The 15,244-nt window shown below is 73.4% G+C and carries 13 protein-coding genes; 6 read left to right on the top strand and 7 right to left on the bottom strand.

What is annotated here, in order from left to right:
- Window positions 1-9: 9 nt before the first annotated feature.
- Window positions 10-975 (bottom strand): alpha/beta fold hydrolase, encoded by a 966-nt coding sequence (locus QOZ86_RS05400; RefSeq protein ID WP_284490937.1) that lies wholly within the window; start codon window positions 973-975, stop codon window positions 10-12.
- On the bottom strand, window positions 972-2,510 hold the full coding sequence (locus QOZ86_RS05405) for a flavin-containing monooxygenase (protein ID WP_284490938.1): 1,539 nt from the start codon (window positions 2,508-2,510) through the stop codon (window positions 972-974). Before QOZ86_RS05405 ends, QOZ86_RS05400 begins: the two co-directional genes overlap by 4 nt.
- A 105-nt stretch (window positions 2,511-2,615) precedes the next feature.
- Between QOZ86_RS05405 and QOZ86_RS05410 the strand changes: the two genes are divergently transcribed.
- Window positions 2,616-3,533 (top strand): short-chain dehydrogenase/reductase, encoded by a 918-nt coding sequence (locus QOZ86_RS05410; protein WP_284490939.1) that lies wholly within the window; start codon window positions 2,616-2,618, stop codon window positions 3,531-3,533.
- A 108-nt stretch (window positions 3,534-3,641) separates the two neighbouring features.
- The gene (locus QOZ86_RS05415) at window positions 3,642-4,127 is read left to right on the top strand and encodes a polyadenylate-specific 3'-exoribonuclease AS (protein WP_284490940.1); all 486 of its coding nucleotides are present in this window, start codon (window positions 3,642-3,644) and stop codon (window positions 4,125-4,127) included.
- A 66-nt stretch (window positions 4,128-4,193) separates the two neighbouring features.
- Here QOZ86_RS05415 and QOZ86_RS05420 read toward each other — a convergent pair whose 3' ends face one another.
- On the bottom strand, window positions 4,194-6,269 hold the full coding sequence (locus QOZ86_RS05420; protein ID WP_284490941.1) for a methyl-accepting chemotaxis protein: 2,076 nt from the start codon (window positions 6,267-6,269) through the stop codon (window positions 4,194-4,196).
- A 247-nt stretch (window positions 6,270-6,516) separates the two neighbouring features.
- On the opposite strand from QOZ86_RS05420, the gene QOZ86_RS05425 reads away from it, so the two are divergent.
- From QOZ86_RS05425 to QOZ86_RS05435, 3 genes are read left to right on the top strand one after another with little or no spacing between them, the layout of a single operon-like run.
- Window positions 6,517-7,542 carry a 6-phosphofructokinase gene (locus QOZ86_RS05425; RefSeq protein WP_284490942.1) on the top strand — a complete coding sequence of 342 codons (1,026 nt, stop codon included), beginning with the start codon at window positions 6,517-6,519 and terminating at the stop codon, window positions 7,540-7,542.
- 60 nt (window positions 7,543-7,602) lie between these two features.
- Window positions 7,603-8,940, top strand: coding sequence for a class II 3-deoxy-7-phosphoheptulonate synthase (locus tag QOZ86_RS05430; RefSeq protein WP_284490943.1), 1,338 nt, complete (start codon window positions 7,603-7,605; stop codon window positions 8,938-8,940).
- The gene (locus tag QOZ86_RS05435; protein ID WP_284490944.1) at window positions 8,933-9,946 is read left to right on the top strand and encodes a threonine aldolase family protein; all 1,014 of its coding nucleotides are present in this window, start codon (window positions 8,933-8,935) and stop codon (window positions 9,944-9,946) included. The genes QOZ86_RS05430 and QOZ86_RS05435 overlap by 8 nt, the downstream gene beginning before the upstream one ends.
- Before the next feature lie 119 nt (window positions 9,947-10,065).
- On the opposite strand, the gene QOZ86_RS05440 is transcribed toward QOZ86_RS05435, so the two are convergent.
- From QOZ86_RS05440 to QOZ86_RS05455, 4 genes are all read right to left on the bottom strand, one after another.
- Window positions 10,066-10,968 carry a deoxyribonuclease IV gene (locus QOZ86_RS05440; protein ID WP_284490945.1) on the bottom strand — a complete coding sequence of 301 codons (903 nt, stop codon included), beginning with the start codon at window positions 10,966-10,968 and terminating at the stop codon, window positions 10,066-10,068.
- 34 nt (window positions 10,969-11,002) lie between these two features.
- The gene (pknB, locus tag QOZ86_RS05445; protein ID WP_284490946.1) at window positions 11,003-12,994 is read right to left on the bottom strand and encodes a Stk1 family PASTA domain-containing Ser/Thr kinase; all 1,992 of its coding nucleotides are present in this window, start codon (window positions 12,992-12,994) and stop codon (window positions 11,003-11,005) included.
- Between the two features lie 147 nt (window positions 12,995-13,141).
- A complete protein-coding gene (locus QOZ86_RS05450; protein WP_284490947.1) occupies window positions 13,142-13,588 on the bottom strand; it encodes a hypothetical protein in 447 nt (148 codons plus the stop codon).
- Window positions 13,589-13,764: 176 nt separating this feature from the next.
- Window positions 13,765-14,889 carry an alpha-hydroxy acid oxidase gene (locus QOZ86_RS05455; protein WP_284490948.1) on the bottom strand — a complete coding sequence of 375 codons (1,125 nt, stop codon included), beginning with the start codon at window positions 14,887-14,889 and terminating at the stop codon, window positions 13,765-13,767.
- Between the two features lie 13 nt (window positions 14,890-14,902).
- On the opposite strand from QOZ86_RS05455, the gene QOZ86_RS05460 reads away from it, so the two are divergent.
- Window positions 14,903-15,226 (top strand): Rv2175c family DNA-binding protein, encoded by a 324-nt coding sequence (locus QOZ86_RS05460; protein WP_284490949.1) that lies wholly within the window; start codon window positions 14,903-14,905, stop codon window positions 15,224-15,226.
- The last annotated feature ends 18 nt before the right edge of the window (window positions 15,227-15,244 follow it).

Below are 15,244 nucleotides of genomic sequence, written 5' to 3' on the forward strand. Positions count from 1 at the left end.
CGCGGGGCCTCACGCGGCGGCCCGGCCGGCCGTGGCCGCGACCAGGAGCCGCTCGATGGCCTCGGCGACGAGCTGCGCCCGCTCCTGGGGGAGCATGTGGCCGGTGCGCTCGGCCACGTGCAGGGCCGCATCCGGCAGCGCCTCGGCCAGCTGGCGGCTGTGCCGCTGCGGAGTGAGCTGGTCGCTGTCCCCGACCAGGATCTCCACCGGCACGTTCCGGAGCGCCGTCAGGTGCCGGCGCTTGTCGTGCCGGCCCAGGGCCGGGTAGAAGGCAGCGAACGCCCGCACCGTCGAGGCGTGCATGATCTCCGCGCCCGCGATCACCATCTCGTCGGTGGCGTCGGCCCCGTAGAGCAGCTCGCGCACGAGCTTCTGGTGACGCGGGTTCGTCGGCGGCAGCAGCCGGCGCATGCGCTCGAGCGTCCGTGCGGCGCTGATCGCGACGGTGACCACCCCGGGGGTGAGCTTCAGCTGCAGCCGCTCGGCCGCCGTCTTCCCCGCGGGGGCGAGGTCGCCGGCCGACGTCGACACGAGCGCGACACCGCGCACCCGTTCGCCGAACAGCTCAGCGCGCGCGGCGGCGAGGCACATGATCGTCATGCCGCCCATCGAGTGCCCGGCCAGCACGACGGGACCGGTCGGGGCCAGCTGGTCGATCAGTTCCCCGAGGTCGGCACCCAGCTGGTCGATGGCGAGCTCGGCGACCTCGGAGGCGTGGCCCGGGGAGGTGGGAGATCGCCAGGTCGAGCGGCCGTGGCCCCGCTGGTCGTAGCGGATCAGCCGCAGCTCGCCTGCGGCGACCCGTGGGGTGACGAGCTCGGCGACGTCGTCCCACGCGGCCTGGGCCAGGGTCCAGCCGTGGGCGAGCACCAGGGTGACGGGCGCGTCGTCGGAGCCGTCGACGACGGCGTGCAGGACGGCGCCGTCGGGCGTGCGGACGGCCGCCACCCGGCGGAGCAGGGCGCCGGCGCTCATGCCGCCACCTCCGGGTGTTGCGTGCCGGCGGGGATGCCCACGTAGTTCTCCCGGTCGAGGGTGCGGGTGAGCTTGCGGAACCGGAACGTGAAGTCCGGCCACAGGGTCGTGTTGTGGCCGTGCCGGTCGAGGTACCAGCTGGCGCAGCCGCCGGCGAGCCACACGGTGCCCCGCGACTTCCTGGCGATCAACGACCGCCAGGCCTCCTGGGCCTCCAGGGTGGTCTCCAGGACCGCCAGCCCCTCGGCGTCCATGGTCTTCAGCGCGTCGTCGACGTAGGCGACCTGCGACTCGATCATGTACACCATCGAGGTGTGGCCGACGCCCACGTTCGGGCCGACCAGCAGGAACAGGTTCGGGAAGCCGGCGACGGCGGTGCTGCGGTTGCTGCCCATGCCGTGCGACCACACGTCGGCCAGGGTCCGCCCGTCGCGGCCGCGGATCTTTCCCGCGATCGGCAGGTCGGTGACGTGGAACCCGGTCGCCAGCACGATCGTCTCCGTGGGCCGCTCGACGCCGTCCGTGGTGACGACCGAGTGCGGCCGGATCTCGGCGAGGCCCGCGGTGACCAGCTCGGCGTTGGGTGCCGCGACCGCCGGGAAGTAGTCGTTGCTGATCAGGATGCGCTTGCAGCCGATCGTGTAGTCCGGCGTCAGGGCCCGGCGGAGCTTCGGGTCGCGCACCTGCCGGTGCAGGTGGGCCTTCGCCAGCCTCTCCACCGGCTCGAGGAAGCGCCGGTTCTTGGCCATGCCGATGACGAGGAACTCGCGGAACAGGTAGAGGAACCCGCGGATCGCGTTCTGCAGGCCCGGGACGAGGCGGTACAGCCGCCGCGTCCACGGCTGCACCGGGTGGTCGGTGCGGGGCACGACCCACGCCGGCGTGCGCTGGTAGACGGCGATGCTGGCCACGATCGGCTGGATGGCCGGCACCAGCTGGACGGCCGAGGCGCCGGTGCCGATGACGGCGACCCGCTCGCCGGTGAGGTCGTGGGAGGAGTTCCACCGCGCGGAGTGCATGACGGTGCCGGCGAAGGTGTCCAGCCCCGGGATGTCGGGACAGGCCGGGTCCGCGAGAGCCCCGGCCGCGGAGATGAGCACGCGGGCCCGGAACTCGCCCGCCGTGGTGGAGACCAGCCACCGCTGCGCGGCGTCGTCCCACCGGGCGGCGGTGACGTCGGCGCCGAAGACGCAGTGCCGGCGGACGTCGAAGCGGTCCGCGGTCGCCTGGAGGTACGCCTGGATCTCCGGCTGCTCGGAGTAGGAGCGTCCCCAGTCGGGGTTCTGCGCGAAGGAGAACGAGTAGAGGTTGGACTGCACGTCGCAGGCGGCGCCCGGATAGGTGTTGTCCCGCCAGGTGCCGCCCACGTCGTCGGCCCGCTCGAGGACGACGAAGTCGGTCTGTCCGCGCCGTTCGAGGGCGATCGCCATGCCGAGGCCGGCGAACCCCGATCCGATGATCGCGACGCTCACCTCGCGGACGGCTCCGGCGGGTCTCCCGGAGTCGGTGGGGTGGGTCTCGAGCGTGCTGGTCACCGCTGACCAACTCCTTGCCTCCGGCTTGCTGAGCAACGCTCAACACGCTACAACGACTGTTGAGCAGTGCTCAATCCGAGCGCGACGATCTCTGGAGGAGCACCCATGGCCGGTCACGGCAAGCGCGCCCGCTCGTCCCTGGCCGGGAAGTCGGTGCTCGTCACCGGCGCCGCGCGGGGGATCGGTGCAGAGCTGGCCCGCCGGGCCGCCGCGCGTGGCGCTCGCATCGCCCTGGTCGGGCTCGAGCCCGAGGAGCTGGCGCGGGTCGCCGACGAGCTCGGCCCCGAGCACCACCTGTGGGTGGAGGCCGACGTCACCGACGCGGGTGCGCTGGCGGCAGCCGTCCAGCGCACCGTCGACACCTTCGGCGGGCTGGACGTCGTCGTCGCCAATGCCGGCATCGCCCCGCTGACCACGGTCATGACCAGCTCGGCGCACGCGCTGGCGCGGACCGTCGAGGCGAACCTGATCGGGGCGATGCTCACCACGCACGCGGCCCTGCCCGAGATCGCGAAGCGGAAGGGGCACGTGCTGCTGATCAGCTCCGCCGCGGCTTTCACCGTCCTGCCCGGGATGAGCGCGTACTGCGCGTCCAAGGCCGGCGTCGAGCGGTTCGGGGACGCGCTCCGCCTGGAGGTCGCCCACCGCGGGGTCACCGTGGCCAGCGCCCACCCGACGTGGATCGACACCGACATGGTCCGGGACACGGAGGAGGCGCTGCCCACCTTCATGGCCGCGCGCAGGCAGCTCCCCGGGCCGCTGGGCGCCTTCACCTCGGTCGAGGACTGCGCGGAGGCCCTGGTCGAGAACCTGGAGACCCGGGGACGCCGGGTGTTCGTGCCCCGGTCGGTCGGCACCGTGGCGGCGCTGCGTCAGCTGGTCACCGGAGTCGTGGCCGAGAAGGTCGCGATGGTGGTCGCGGCCAAGCGGGTGCCGCAGCTCGAGCGCGACATCCAGGCCCTGGACGGCCGGGAGTTCGGCGCGAACTCCGTGGGGGACCGGTCGAAGGGCACCGCCGCCTGATCGTCGGGGTCGACGCACACGCCCGGCGGATCAGCTGGGGCCACGGGGAAAACACCCGCCGTCGTACGCCGACCGTGGGGAGCCGGGCCCTCGGCCTACGGTTGGCCGGTGCGGCGCTTCTTCTACGACACCGAGTTCATCGAGGACGGCACGACCATCGACCTGGTGTCGATCGGGATCGTCGACGAGACGGGGCGGGAGTTCTACGCCGTCAGCACCCAGTTCGACCCGGACAGGGCGATCCCGTGGGTGCGCCGCAACGTCCTTGACCAGCTGCCCCCGCCGGCGGACAAGGCGTGGCGCAGTCGCGAGCGGATCCGCGAGGACCTGCTGGCCTTCCTCACCGGCCCGGGAGAGGAGATCGAGCTCTGGGCCTGGTTCGCCGCCTACGACCACGTGGCGTTGTGCCAGCTGTGGGGGGCGATGCCCGCGCTGCCCCGGCCGATCCCGCGGTTCACCCGCGAGCTGCGCCAGCGCTGGGACGACCGGGGACAGCCGCCGCTGCCGCCCAAGCCGGCCGGCACGCACGACGCCCTGGTCGACGCCCGCTACAACCTGGCGCGCTGGCAGGCGATCGAGGCCGCCGGCAGCTGACCGGTGTGCACGAGAGCCCCCCTCCCGGAACGGGAGAGGGGCTCTCGTGCGATGCGGCGGGGGCGCTCAGACGGTGAAGACCCCCAGCAGCCGGTTCAGCTCGCGGGACAGCCCGTCCAGCTCCTGGGCCGCCGAGCGGGCGCGCTCGACGTCGGTGGCGCTGTCGTCGGCGTCCTGGCTGACCGTGGTGAGGGTGGTGGTCACCGTGCCGGCGCCCTGTGCCGCCGTGGCGACGCTGCGGGTGAGCTCGCGGGTCGTGGCCGTCTGCTCCTCCACCGCGCTGGCGATCGTGGTCTGGTGGTCGTTGATCGAGCGGACCACCTCCGCGATCTGGGAGATGGAGCGCACCGCGGCCGTGGTCTCGGACTGGATGCCCTGGACCCGCTGGGCGATCTCCTCGCTCGCCTTCGCGGCCTCCTGCGCCAGCTCCTTCACCTCGTTGGCGACGACGGCGAAGCCCTTGCCCGCGTCGCCGGCCCGGGCCGCCTCGATGGTGGCGTTGAGGGCCAGCAGGTTGGTCTGCTCGGCCACTCCGGAGATCACCTTGACGACGTCACCGATCTCGGCCGAGCTGGCGCCCAGCGCGGCGATGGTCGACTCGGTCCGCTCCGCCAGCGAGGCGGCCTGACGGCCGACCTCGGCCGCCTCGGCGGCGCTGCGGGCGATCTCGGTGATGGAGACACCCATCTCCTCGGCGCCGGCCGCGGCCGACGACACGCTGGTGCTGATCTCCGCGGCGACACCGTGGGCGTCCTGCGCCTGGTCCCGGCTGCGGGCGGCCCGCTGGGCGAGCCCGTCGGCCACCGTCGAGACGCCGCCCGCGGAGACGGCCACCTGCTGGGCGCACCGGTGGATGTCGCGCACCGTGCCCGCCACCTTGTCGACGAAGCGGTTGAACGCCCCGGACAGCTGTCCGACCTCGTCGCTGCTCGAGTCGTCCATCCGCTGGGTGAGGTCGCCCTCGCCGTCGGCGATCTCGGCCATGCGGTCGCGCAGGCGCATCAGCGGCCGGGTGAGCCGGTGTCCGACCCACAACGAGATCAGCCCGCCCACGACGGCGATGACCACCGCGGCGAGCACCATCGCCCAGACCATCGAGGTGCGACCCTCGGCCAGTGCGTCCTTGGCGCCGGCGAAGTCCGCGTCGCGGGTGACGGCGGTGATCACCCAGTCCCAGGGCGCGTAGTACGAGACGCGGGCCGTGGTCGGGCCCTCCTCCGGGTCGACGTAGCGCACGGTGGCCTGCTCGCCGTCCTGCAGTTGCAGCGCGGCGTCGACGATCTGCCGCACGTAGGGGGCGCCCTCGGCGCCGGTGGCCGCGATCAGCTGCTCGCCGTCCCGCACCCCTCCGGGGCTGACCAGGACGGTGCCGGCGCGGTCGCCGGTGCCGCCGTAGACCTCGATGTGGCCGTTCTCGCCGATGGTGGTGGCCTCGAGGCCCTGGCGGAGAGCGGGCAGGTTCTCCTGCTTCACACCCACGTAGAGGACGCCGATCACGTCACCGGCGGGGCCCAGGATCGGCTCGTAGGCCGACACCAGCCACGAGTCGACGACGAACGCGTTGCCCCGGAAGGTCTGGCCGCTGCTCAGCGCCGCGGCGACCGGGTTGGGCTTCCCGTCGGGGTTGGTGGCCGGGATGTAGGTGCCGATGGCACGGGATCCCGAGGCGGCCTTCACGTTCGTCGCCACGCGCAGGTAGTTGCCCTCGGGCGTCTTCTGGAAGATCGTCACGGTGGCGCCGACCATCGACATGATGTCGTCGACGACCGGGGTGGGGACGGCGACGTCGGTGTTCTGGCCCAGCCACTGGCCGCCGACCAGCACGCGGGGCAGCGTCACCGGGGTGACCTCGCCGTTCATCTGGTTCTTGGCGTCCCAGGTGACCGGGTCCTCGCGGGAGTCGGCGATGGCGAAGCCCCCGGACTGCTGCAGGACGTACCGAGCCGCGTTCAGGTCGTAGTCGACCTTCATCGCCGTCGATGCGCCCTGGGTGGCGACGAGGTCGTAGGCGCCCCGAGCGGCGCGGCTGATGTCGCCGGCCACCAGGGCGTCCATGTCCCGGGCGGCGGCGTCGGCGAAGTCGCCGCTCTGCCAGGCGCTCACGCCACCCATCGCGACGCCGGTGACCACCACGCTGCTCACCGCGAGGGCTGTGACCTTCGCGCGGATGCCCCACGAGGAGGGGCGGGCCCAGGGAGGCGGGGTCGTCCAGCGCATGTTCGGCCTTCCAGGTCGTGGACGGTGGCCCGGTGCCACCCGTCGACGACTCTCTCGGCAGGCCGGGAGCGATTCGGTACATCGTCGTGCAGGTCGGTACCGGAACAGCCCTGCCGGGAACGGACGTGCGGCATCATGGCGCGCCCAGGCGGCGGAGCCCCCGGAGGCGTCCATGCGCATCGGCATCCTCACCGGCGGAGGCGACTGCCCCGGCCTCAACGCCGTCATCCGCGCCGTGGTGCGCAAAGGGGTGACCGAGCACGGGGACGAGATCGTCGGCTTCCGCGACGGCTGGCGCGGGGTGCTCGACGGCGACGCCGTCCCGGTGGACCTCGCCGCGGTGCGCGGCCTGCTGCCCCGTGGCGGCACGGTGCTCGGTACCTCCCGCACCAACCCCTACTCCGTCGAGGGCGGGCCGGAGCGGGTGCGGGAGACCCTCGGGCGGCTCGGGATCGACGCCCTCGTGCCGATCGGCGGGGAGGACACCCTGGGCGTGGCGACCCGGCTGGCCGGGACCGGGGTGCGGCTGGTCGGCGTGCCCAAGACCATCGACAACGACCTGGACGCCACCGACTACACGTTCGGCTTCGACACCGCCGTCGGCGTGGCCATGGAGGCCATCGACCGGTTGCACACCACCGGGGACAGCCACCACCGCACGCTCGTCGTCGAGGTCATGGGCCGGCACGCGGGCTGGATCGCGCTGCACGCGGGGATGGCCGGCGGGGCGAGCGTCGTCCTCATCCCGGAGCACCCGTTCGACGTCGACGGCGTCGTCGCGCACTGCCTGCACCGCTTCGAGTCCGGCTTCTCGCCGATCGTCGTGGTGTCGGAGGGGGCCACCTCGCGCGACGGCGACCTGGTGTTCAGCACGGGGGAGAAGGACGCGTTCGGCCACGTCCGGCTGGGTGGCATCGGCCCTGCCCTGGCGGCGCTGATCGAGGAACGCACCGGCCGGGAGTCGCGCGCCGTCGTCCTCGGGCACGTGCAGCGCGGCGGCACGCCGTCGCCGTTCGACCGGGTGCTGGCCACCCGGTTCGGCCTGGCGGCCGTGGACGCGGTGCACGCCGGTGAGACCGGGGTGATGGTCGCCCTGCGCGGCACCGACATCGTCCGCGTCCCGCTGTCGGCGGCCACCGCGCAGCTGAAGCTCGTGCCGCCCGAGCGGTACGCCGAGGCGGAGGTGTTCTTCGGTTGAGCGTGTCGTCCGCACGACACGGCCTCGGGCGGGAGCGGCGACCGCCGTACCCTCTGGGGTGTGAGCTTCCCCGAATCCGCGCAGACGGTGCCCGGCCTGGACAGGTGGCGGGAACTGCCCGCCGCCCAGCAGCCGCGCTGGCCCGACCGGGCCGCGCTCGACGCGGTGCTGGAGACGCTCTCCACGGTGCCGCCCATCGTCGCTCCCGCCGAGGTGGACACGCTGCGGTCCCAGCTGGCCGACGTCGCCCTGGGCAAGGCCTTCCTGCTCCAGGGCGGGGACTGCGCGGAGACCTTCGACCTCAACACCGAGCCGCACCTGCAGGCCACCACGCGCACGCTGCTGCAGATGGCCGTCGTCCTCACCTACGGCGCCAGCGTGCCGGTGGTGAAGGTCGGCCGGGTGGCCGGCCAGTACGCCAAGCCCCGCTCCTCGGACACCGACGCCCTCGGGCTGCCGTCCTACCGCGGCGACATGGTCAACGACCTGGAGCCGGTGCTGGAGAAGCGGATCCCCGACCCGTACCGGCTGGTGCGCGCGTACGCGAACTCCGCGGCCGCCATGAACATGATCCGGGCCTACGCGCGCGGCGGTCTGGCCGACCTGCACGCCGTGCACGACTGGAACAAGGACTTCGTGGCCAGCTCGCCCGCCGGCGTGCGCTACGAGGTCATCGCCCGGGAGATCGACCGCGCGCTGGCGTTCATGAAGGCATGCGGTATCGACTCCGACGCGCTGCGCGGGGTGGAGCTGTACAACTCGCACGAGGCGCTGATCCTCGACTACGAGCGGGCGCTGCTGCGCATGCACGAGGGCCGGCCCTACGCCTTGAGCGCCCACTTCGTCTGGGTGGGAGAGCGCACCCGCCAGATGGACGGCGCGCACATCGAGTTCGTCTCCAAGCTGGCCAACCCGGTCGGCGTCAAGATCGGCCCCACGACGACGCCGGAGCAGGCCGCCGAGCTGGTGGAGCGGCTGGACCCCGACGGCGTGCCGGGCAAGCTGACCCTGATCAGCCGGATGGGCAACGGTAAGATCCGCGACGTCCTGCCCGGCATCGTGGAGAAGGTGACCGCGAGCGGGCACCACGTGGTGTGGCAGTGCGACCCGATGCACGGCAACACCCACGAGTCCTCCACCGGCTACAAGACCCGCCACTTCGACCGGGTCGTCGACGAGGTGCTCGGCTTCTTCGACGTGCACCGGGCCCTGGGTACGTGGCCCGGGGGCATCCACGTCGAGCTCACCGGTGAGGACGTCACCGAGTGCCTCGGTGGCGCCATGGAGATCAGCGACGAGGACCTCAACAGCCGGTACGAGACCGCCTGCGACCCGCGGCTGAACACGGGGCAGTCGCTCGAGCTGGCCTTCCTCGTGGCGGAGATGCTGCGTGGCTGATCGGCTCGTCGACCTGCGCTCGGACACCGTCACCAGGCCGACGCCCGGCATGCGCCGGGCCATGGCCGAGGCCGAGGTGGGCGACGACGTCTACGCCGAGGACCCCACGGTCACCGCTCTCGAGGAGCGGGTGGCGGCGCTGTTCGGCCACGAGGCCGCGCTGTTCGTGCCCTCGGGGACCATGGGCAACCAGATCGGCATGCGGCTGGTCTGCGAGCCCGGCCAGGAGATCCTCTGCGACGCCGACGCGCACGTCGTCACCTACGAGATGGGTGCCGCCGCGGCGATCTTCGGCATCTCCACCCGCACGGTGGTCTCGTCCGGGGGCCGGCTCGACGCCGCCCAGCTGATCGAGCAGGTGCGGCCCCAGGACAACTGGCACCTCACCGCCACGGCGGCGGTCGCGGTGGAGAACACGCACAACCGCGGCGGTGGACTGGTGCAGCCGCTCGACCAGCTGCGCGCGCTGTGGGACTGGTCCCGCGGTGCGGGGGTGGCGGTCCACCTCGACGGGGCCCGCGTCTGGAACGCGCACGTCGCCTCCGGCGTCGACCTGGCCACCTACGGCCGGCTGGCCGACACCGCCTCGGTCTGCTTCTCGAAGGGACTGGGGACGCCGGTCGGCTCGGTGCTCGTGGCGTCGGCTGAGCGCATCGCCACCGCGCGGCTGTGGCGCAAGCGCCTCGGCGGCGGGATGCGCCAGGTCGGTGTGCTGGCCGCTGCCTGCCTGTACGCGCTGGACCACCACCTGCCACGGCTGGGGGAGGACCACGAGCACGCGCAGCTGCTGGCCGAGCGGCTCGGCGTCGACCCGGCGACGGTTCAGACGAACATGGTCGTGCTGGACGACCTCGAGGCGCCGCTGGTCGCCGAGGCGGCCAAGGCGCAGGGCGTGCTGGTCAGCCAGGTGAGCGCCCGTCGCATCCGGCTGGTGACGCACCTGGACGTCGACCGGGCCGGCATCGAGCGCGCCGCCGACGTCCTCGCGGAGCTCCTCGACCGCTGAGCCCCGTTCACCGGCGGCAGCAGTGTGCCCGAGGCGGTCATCCCTGCGGCTGCCATCGAGTGGGACGAACTCGTGGTGATCAGACGCTGATGGCCACGACTTCGTAGCATTCGCCGAGCTCAGGCGGCGGGAGCCTCGGCGGCGGGGTCCCCGATCAGCGAGTTGAGCAGCTTGATGTCCGCGGCGTGGCCACCGCACGGGTCGCCGTCGCGCAGGCTGGGTGTCTCCACGACCATCGGGACGCCGGCGGTCGTCCGGTGCCGCATCAGCTCGGCGAACGGACCGGTGCCGTAGGCGCCGGAGCCGATGGTGCCCTCGCCGATCGTCGTGTGCCGGTCCCGCTTGGAGCCGCACTCGTCGAGCGAGTCGTTGACGTGCACCAGCCCCAGCCGGCCCGGCCCGACGGTGGCCTCCACGGCGTCCAGGGTGGCGCTCATGCCGCCGGGCACCGACAGGTCGTGCCCGGCGGCCCAGACGTGGCACGTGTCGAAGCAGACGCCGAGCAGGGGGTGGTTCTCCAGCGCCGCGAAGTACGGGCCCAGGTCCTCGACGGTGGCCGCCAGCGCCTTGCCACCGCCCGCGGTGGGCTCGATCAGCAGCCGCGGTCCGTCGGCGGGTGCGGCCTCCAGCACCGGCAGCAGCCGCTCGTGCAGCTGCCGCAGCGCGGTCTCGTAGCGGTCCTCGCCGACGGCCGACCCGGCGTGCACGACGACACCCCGGCAGCCCAGCTCGGCCCCGCGGCGCAGGTTGTGCGCGATCGTGGTGACCGACTGCTCGACGGTCGCCTCGGTGGGGGAGCCGACGTTGACCAGGAACGGCGTGTGGATGAACGAGGGCACGCCCCGCTCGGCGCACCCGGCGGTGAACAGCGCGTCCTGCTCCGGGTCGCCGTCGGTCAGCTTCCAGCCCCTCGGGTTGCCCACGAAAACCTGCACGGCACGGGCGGCGACGGCGTCGGTGTAGGGGAGCCCGCCCTTGGCCAGGCCGCCCTTGATCTGGATGTGCGCGCCGACGGGCGGCATCGCGGGAGAGGTGTTCGACAAGGGGACGAGGCGCCTATCCGAAGCTCAGGAGGATGGTGACGGGGGTGCCGCGCTCGACCGTCTCACCGGCCGCGGGGCTCTGCCGCAGGACGTTGTTGCCGAAGAAGCGCGTGGCCTCCACCTGCAGCCCGGCGGCCTGCAGGATGGCGGTGGCCTCGTCGCCGCTCCTGCCGACGACGTCGGGCACCGTGACCAGCGGGACGCCCGCCGAGACCTGGATCCGCACGGTGCTGGCGAAGGGCACCGGACCGGCCGCCGGACCCGGGTCGACCGCCATCACCTCGCCGACGTCGACCTGGTCGCTGCGCCCGTCCTCGATCTGTTCCACGGTGAAGCCGAGGGCCTGGAGGTTGCTCGTCGCCTGCTCCGGCGTCTGCCCGGTGACGTCGGGGACGGCCACCGGCGCCCGGCCCTGGCTGACGAAGACGGTGACCACCTGGTCCCGCTTGAGCTCGGCACCGGCGGGCGGGTCGAAGCGGGTCACCAGGCCGGCGGCGAGGTCGTCGTCGTACTCCTCGCCCCGGGTGAGCTGCACCGGGACGTCGTTCTGGATCTGCGCCTCGACCTCGTCGATCGGCCGGCCCACGAGCTCCGGGGGGATGGTGTACCGCTCGGCGCCCTTGGAGACGACGACGCGCACGTCCGTGCCGCGGATGAACTCACCGGACGCCGGCTCCGTGGCGATGACCACGCCCTCGGGCACCGTCTCGCTCCACTCGGCGACCACCGGGTCCGGGTCCAGCCCGGCGTTCTGCAGGAGGTCGATGGCGCTGGCCTCCTCCGTGCCGGCGAGGGACGGGACCTCGGTCCAGCGGCCCTCGCCCAGCCACCAGCCGACGGCGCCGATGGTGATCGCCATCAGGAGCACGATCGCCACCGCGAGCCGGGCGCGGCGGCGGCGGATGTGGTCGGGGACCCCCGGGCGCGGCCGGGCCGGACCGGGCCGGCGGCCGTGCACGTCGGTGGTGGGGCCGGCGCCCATGCCCGGCAGCATGCTGGTGCGTCCGCCGCGCGAGGCGCGGCCGGCGAGCACCTCGGTGCCCGGGGCGCTGGGGTGGCGGTCGTGCGGGCGGGGCCGGGTGGGCCGGTTGGTGGGCCGCAGCGTGTCCGTGCGGGCGCTGCCCTGCCCCGTGGGCACCGGGACCGGCTCGACGCCGACGTCCTTGCGGACGTCGGAGAGCTCGGCCAGGAACGCGCCGGCGTCGACCGGGCGACCGGCGGGGTCGCGCCGCGTGGTGCGGGCGACCAGTTCGTCGACCTGCCAGGGCAGGCCGGGGACCTCCGCGGACGGCGCGGGCACGTCGTGGTGGACGTGCTGGTACGCCACGGCCAGCGGGGTGTCCCCACCGAAGGGCGGGTGCCCGGTGAGCATCTCGTAGAGCACGATGCCGGCGGCGTAGATGTCGCTGCGGGCGTCGGCACGGCCGCGCTCGAGCTGCTCGGGGGAGAGGTAGGCGACGGTGCCGATCAGCACGCCGCCGGTCTGGCTGGTCTGCCCGGTGGCGACGACGGCGCGGGCGAGCCCGAAGTCGGCCACCTTCACCGTGCCGTCGACGCCGATCAGCACGTTCTCGGGCTTGATGTCGCGGTGCACGATGCCGGCCCGGTGCGCGGCGGTGAGCCCGGCCAGCACCGGCTCGAGGACGGCGAACGCCTCGGCGACGGTCAGCCGGCCGCGCGCGCTGAGCAGGTCGCGCAGCGTGCGGCCGCGCACCAGCTCCATCACCAGGAAGACCAGCCCCTGGTCGCTGCCCTGGTCGCTGACGCCGACCACGTTGACGTGGCTGAGCATCGCCGCGGCCCGCGCCTCGCGGGTGAACCGGTCGACGAACGTGGGGTCGTGGGCCAGGTGCTCGGCCATGACCTTGACCGCGACGGTCTTGTGCAGCCGAAGGTCGGTGGCGGCGTAGACCGTGGACATGCCGCCACGCGCCAACCGCTCTTCGAGGCGGTAGCGCCCCTCGAGAACGAGGCCGACCACGGGGTCGGTCACGGCGGTGTCCACCCTGCCGAGTGTAGGAGGGGCAGCCGCCGCCGGGGCCCCACCACGCGGTGCGGGAGGCCCCTGGTGCGGCTGGTGCGCGTGGTCGGGTGCGCCGGATCACCCGTACCGACGCGTTCGCCCCCGGGCGAGGGGCTCGGACGCCAGCGGTCAGAAGACGTTCACGAGCGTGTAGAAGGCGAAGGCGACGAGGAACGCGAAGAATGCCTTGAGGACGAGTTCGCGGGCCCAGTCCGCAGCGCTCCACTCCGACAGCCTGGTGATGCCGAGCGCGCTGTACAGGAGCCAGTCGCCGCCGAGCAGGACGACGTAGAAGACCACGGTCGTCAGCACGGCGGACCAGTCGAGCAGGGACAGGGCCGCGAGCACCACGCCCAGCGCGGTGCCGTGCATGAAGTGCGTCGGGAGGTTCCACTTCCGCGCGCGTTCGACGTCTGTCTGCGGATCGCCGCCGGTCATGGCCACGAAGACCTTGCCCGGCACGAGACTGGCCGGGCGCCGGGTCACCGCCATCTCGATGTACTCGACGGCGGTGAACAGCACGGTTCCGATCGCCCCGGCCACCAGGCCGTAGAGAAGGGTCTGCCAGACGTCCATCGTGCCTCCGGATCAGGTCTCGGTGCCGGTCGCCGAGGTGCAGCCGACGTGGCGCGCCCAGGCGGACGCCCGGGTCCGGATGCCCCGGGGCCCCGTGGGAAAACGACGACGACCAGCGACGTCACCCGACCGACATGTGACCGGGCACGCCGCGGCCGGCAACGAGACCGGAACGGCTACCGCGCCGGCGTCACGGTGTCCCGGGGCAGCGAGCGCAGGTCGGGCAGGCCGCACAGCACCATGGCGTGTGCCAGCTCGGCGGTCAGCCCGTCGATCACGCCGGCCACGCCCCGTTCACCCCCGGTCGTGAGCCCCCAGACGATCGGCCGCCCCAGGAACACCGCGGACGCGCCCAGGGCGAGGGCGGTGAGCACGTCCGAGCCCGAGCGGACGCCGCCGTCGGCGTAGATCTCGACGTCGTCGCCCACCGCGTCGACGACCTCGGGCAGCGCGTGGGCGCTGCTGATCGAGGGATCGGCCTGGCGGCCGCCGTGCGTGGTGACCCAGACGGCGGCGGCGCCGGCCTGCACGCAGCGGACGGCGTCGTCGCCGCGGAGGACTCCCTTCACCACCACGGGCAGCCCCGACAGCTCGCCGAACCGGGCGATCTCGTCGAAGGTCCAGGTCGCGGTCGCCAGGCCGTCCAGCGTCGGCTCCTCACCCTCGGGCGGCCGGTTGGCCATCCGGACGCCGGCGCGGTGCACGAAGTCGTTGCCCATGTCGCGGCGACGGCGGCCCAGCAGCGGGACGTCGACGGTGAGGACCAGCGCCCGGTAGCCGGCGTCCCCGGCGCGGCGGGCGAGGTCGTCGGTGTGCCGCTCGGAGTGCAGCCGGTACAGCTGGAACCACCGCGGGCTTCCCGGTGCGGCCGCGTCCACCTCCTCGAGGCTGTTGTTGGCGCTGGTCGACACGGTCATCAGCGCGCCCGTGGCGGCCGCGGCGCGGGCGGTGGCCAGCTCGCCCTCGGGGTGGGCCATCGCCTGGTACGCCCACGGGGCGATCCCGATCGGCGTGCGCACGGGCGTGCCGAGCAGCTCGGTACCCAGCTGCGCCGTGGTGATCCCGCGCAGCACCCGGGGCCGCAGCCGCCAGGAGCGCCACGCGGCCGTGGCCTCGCGCATCGTCGTCTCGGTCTCGGCGCCGCCGGCGTAGTAGTCGTAGACGGGCGCGGGCAGCAGCTCGCGGGAGCGGTCCTCCAGCGCCTCCAGGTCCAGGTACGGGGGCTCCGGTTCCAGCTCCTCGGCGGCCTCCTGCCGCGGCTGTCCCGGCACCGGGCTGTCGGCTGATCCGATGGTCGCCATAGGCTCGCACTCTATGGACACGCTCACGCCCGCGGAGGTCGCCCAGCTGCTGGGCACCTCGCCGAACCGGGTACGGCAGCTGCTGCGCGACCGGAAGCTGATGGCCGTCCCCGGCAGCGGCAACGGCAAGATCCCCACCGACTTCGTGCAGGACGGGGTGATCCTCAAGCACCTGCCCGGGCTGCTGACCGTGCTCAAGGACGGCGGCTTCAGCGACGAGGAGGCCTTCGACTGGCTGTTCCGCGAGGACGAGTCGCTTCCCGGCACACCGGTCCAGGCGCTGCGGGACGACCGGCACACCGAGGTCACCCGGCGGGCCCAGGCCCTGGCTCTCTGAGCCGGGTGCATCCGCGAG

Source organism: Blastococcus capsensis (assembly GCF_030165005.1).
GTDB lineage: Bacteria > Actinomycetota > Actinomycetes > Mycobacteriales > Geodermatophilaceae > Blastococcus > Blastococcus capsensis.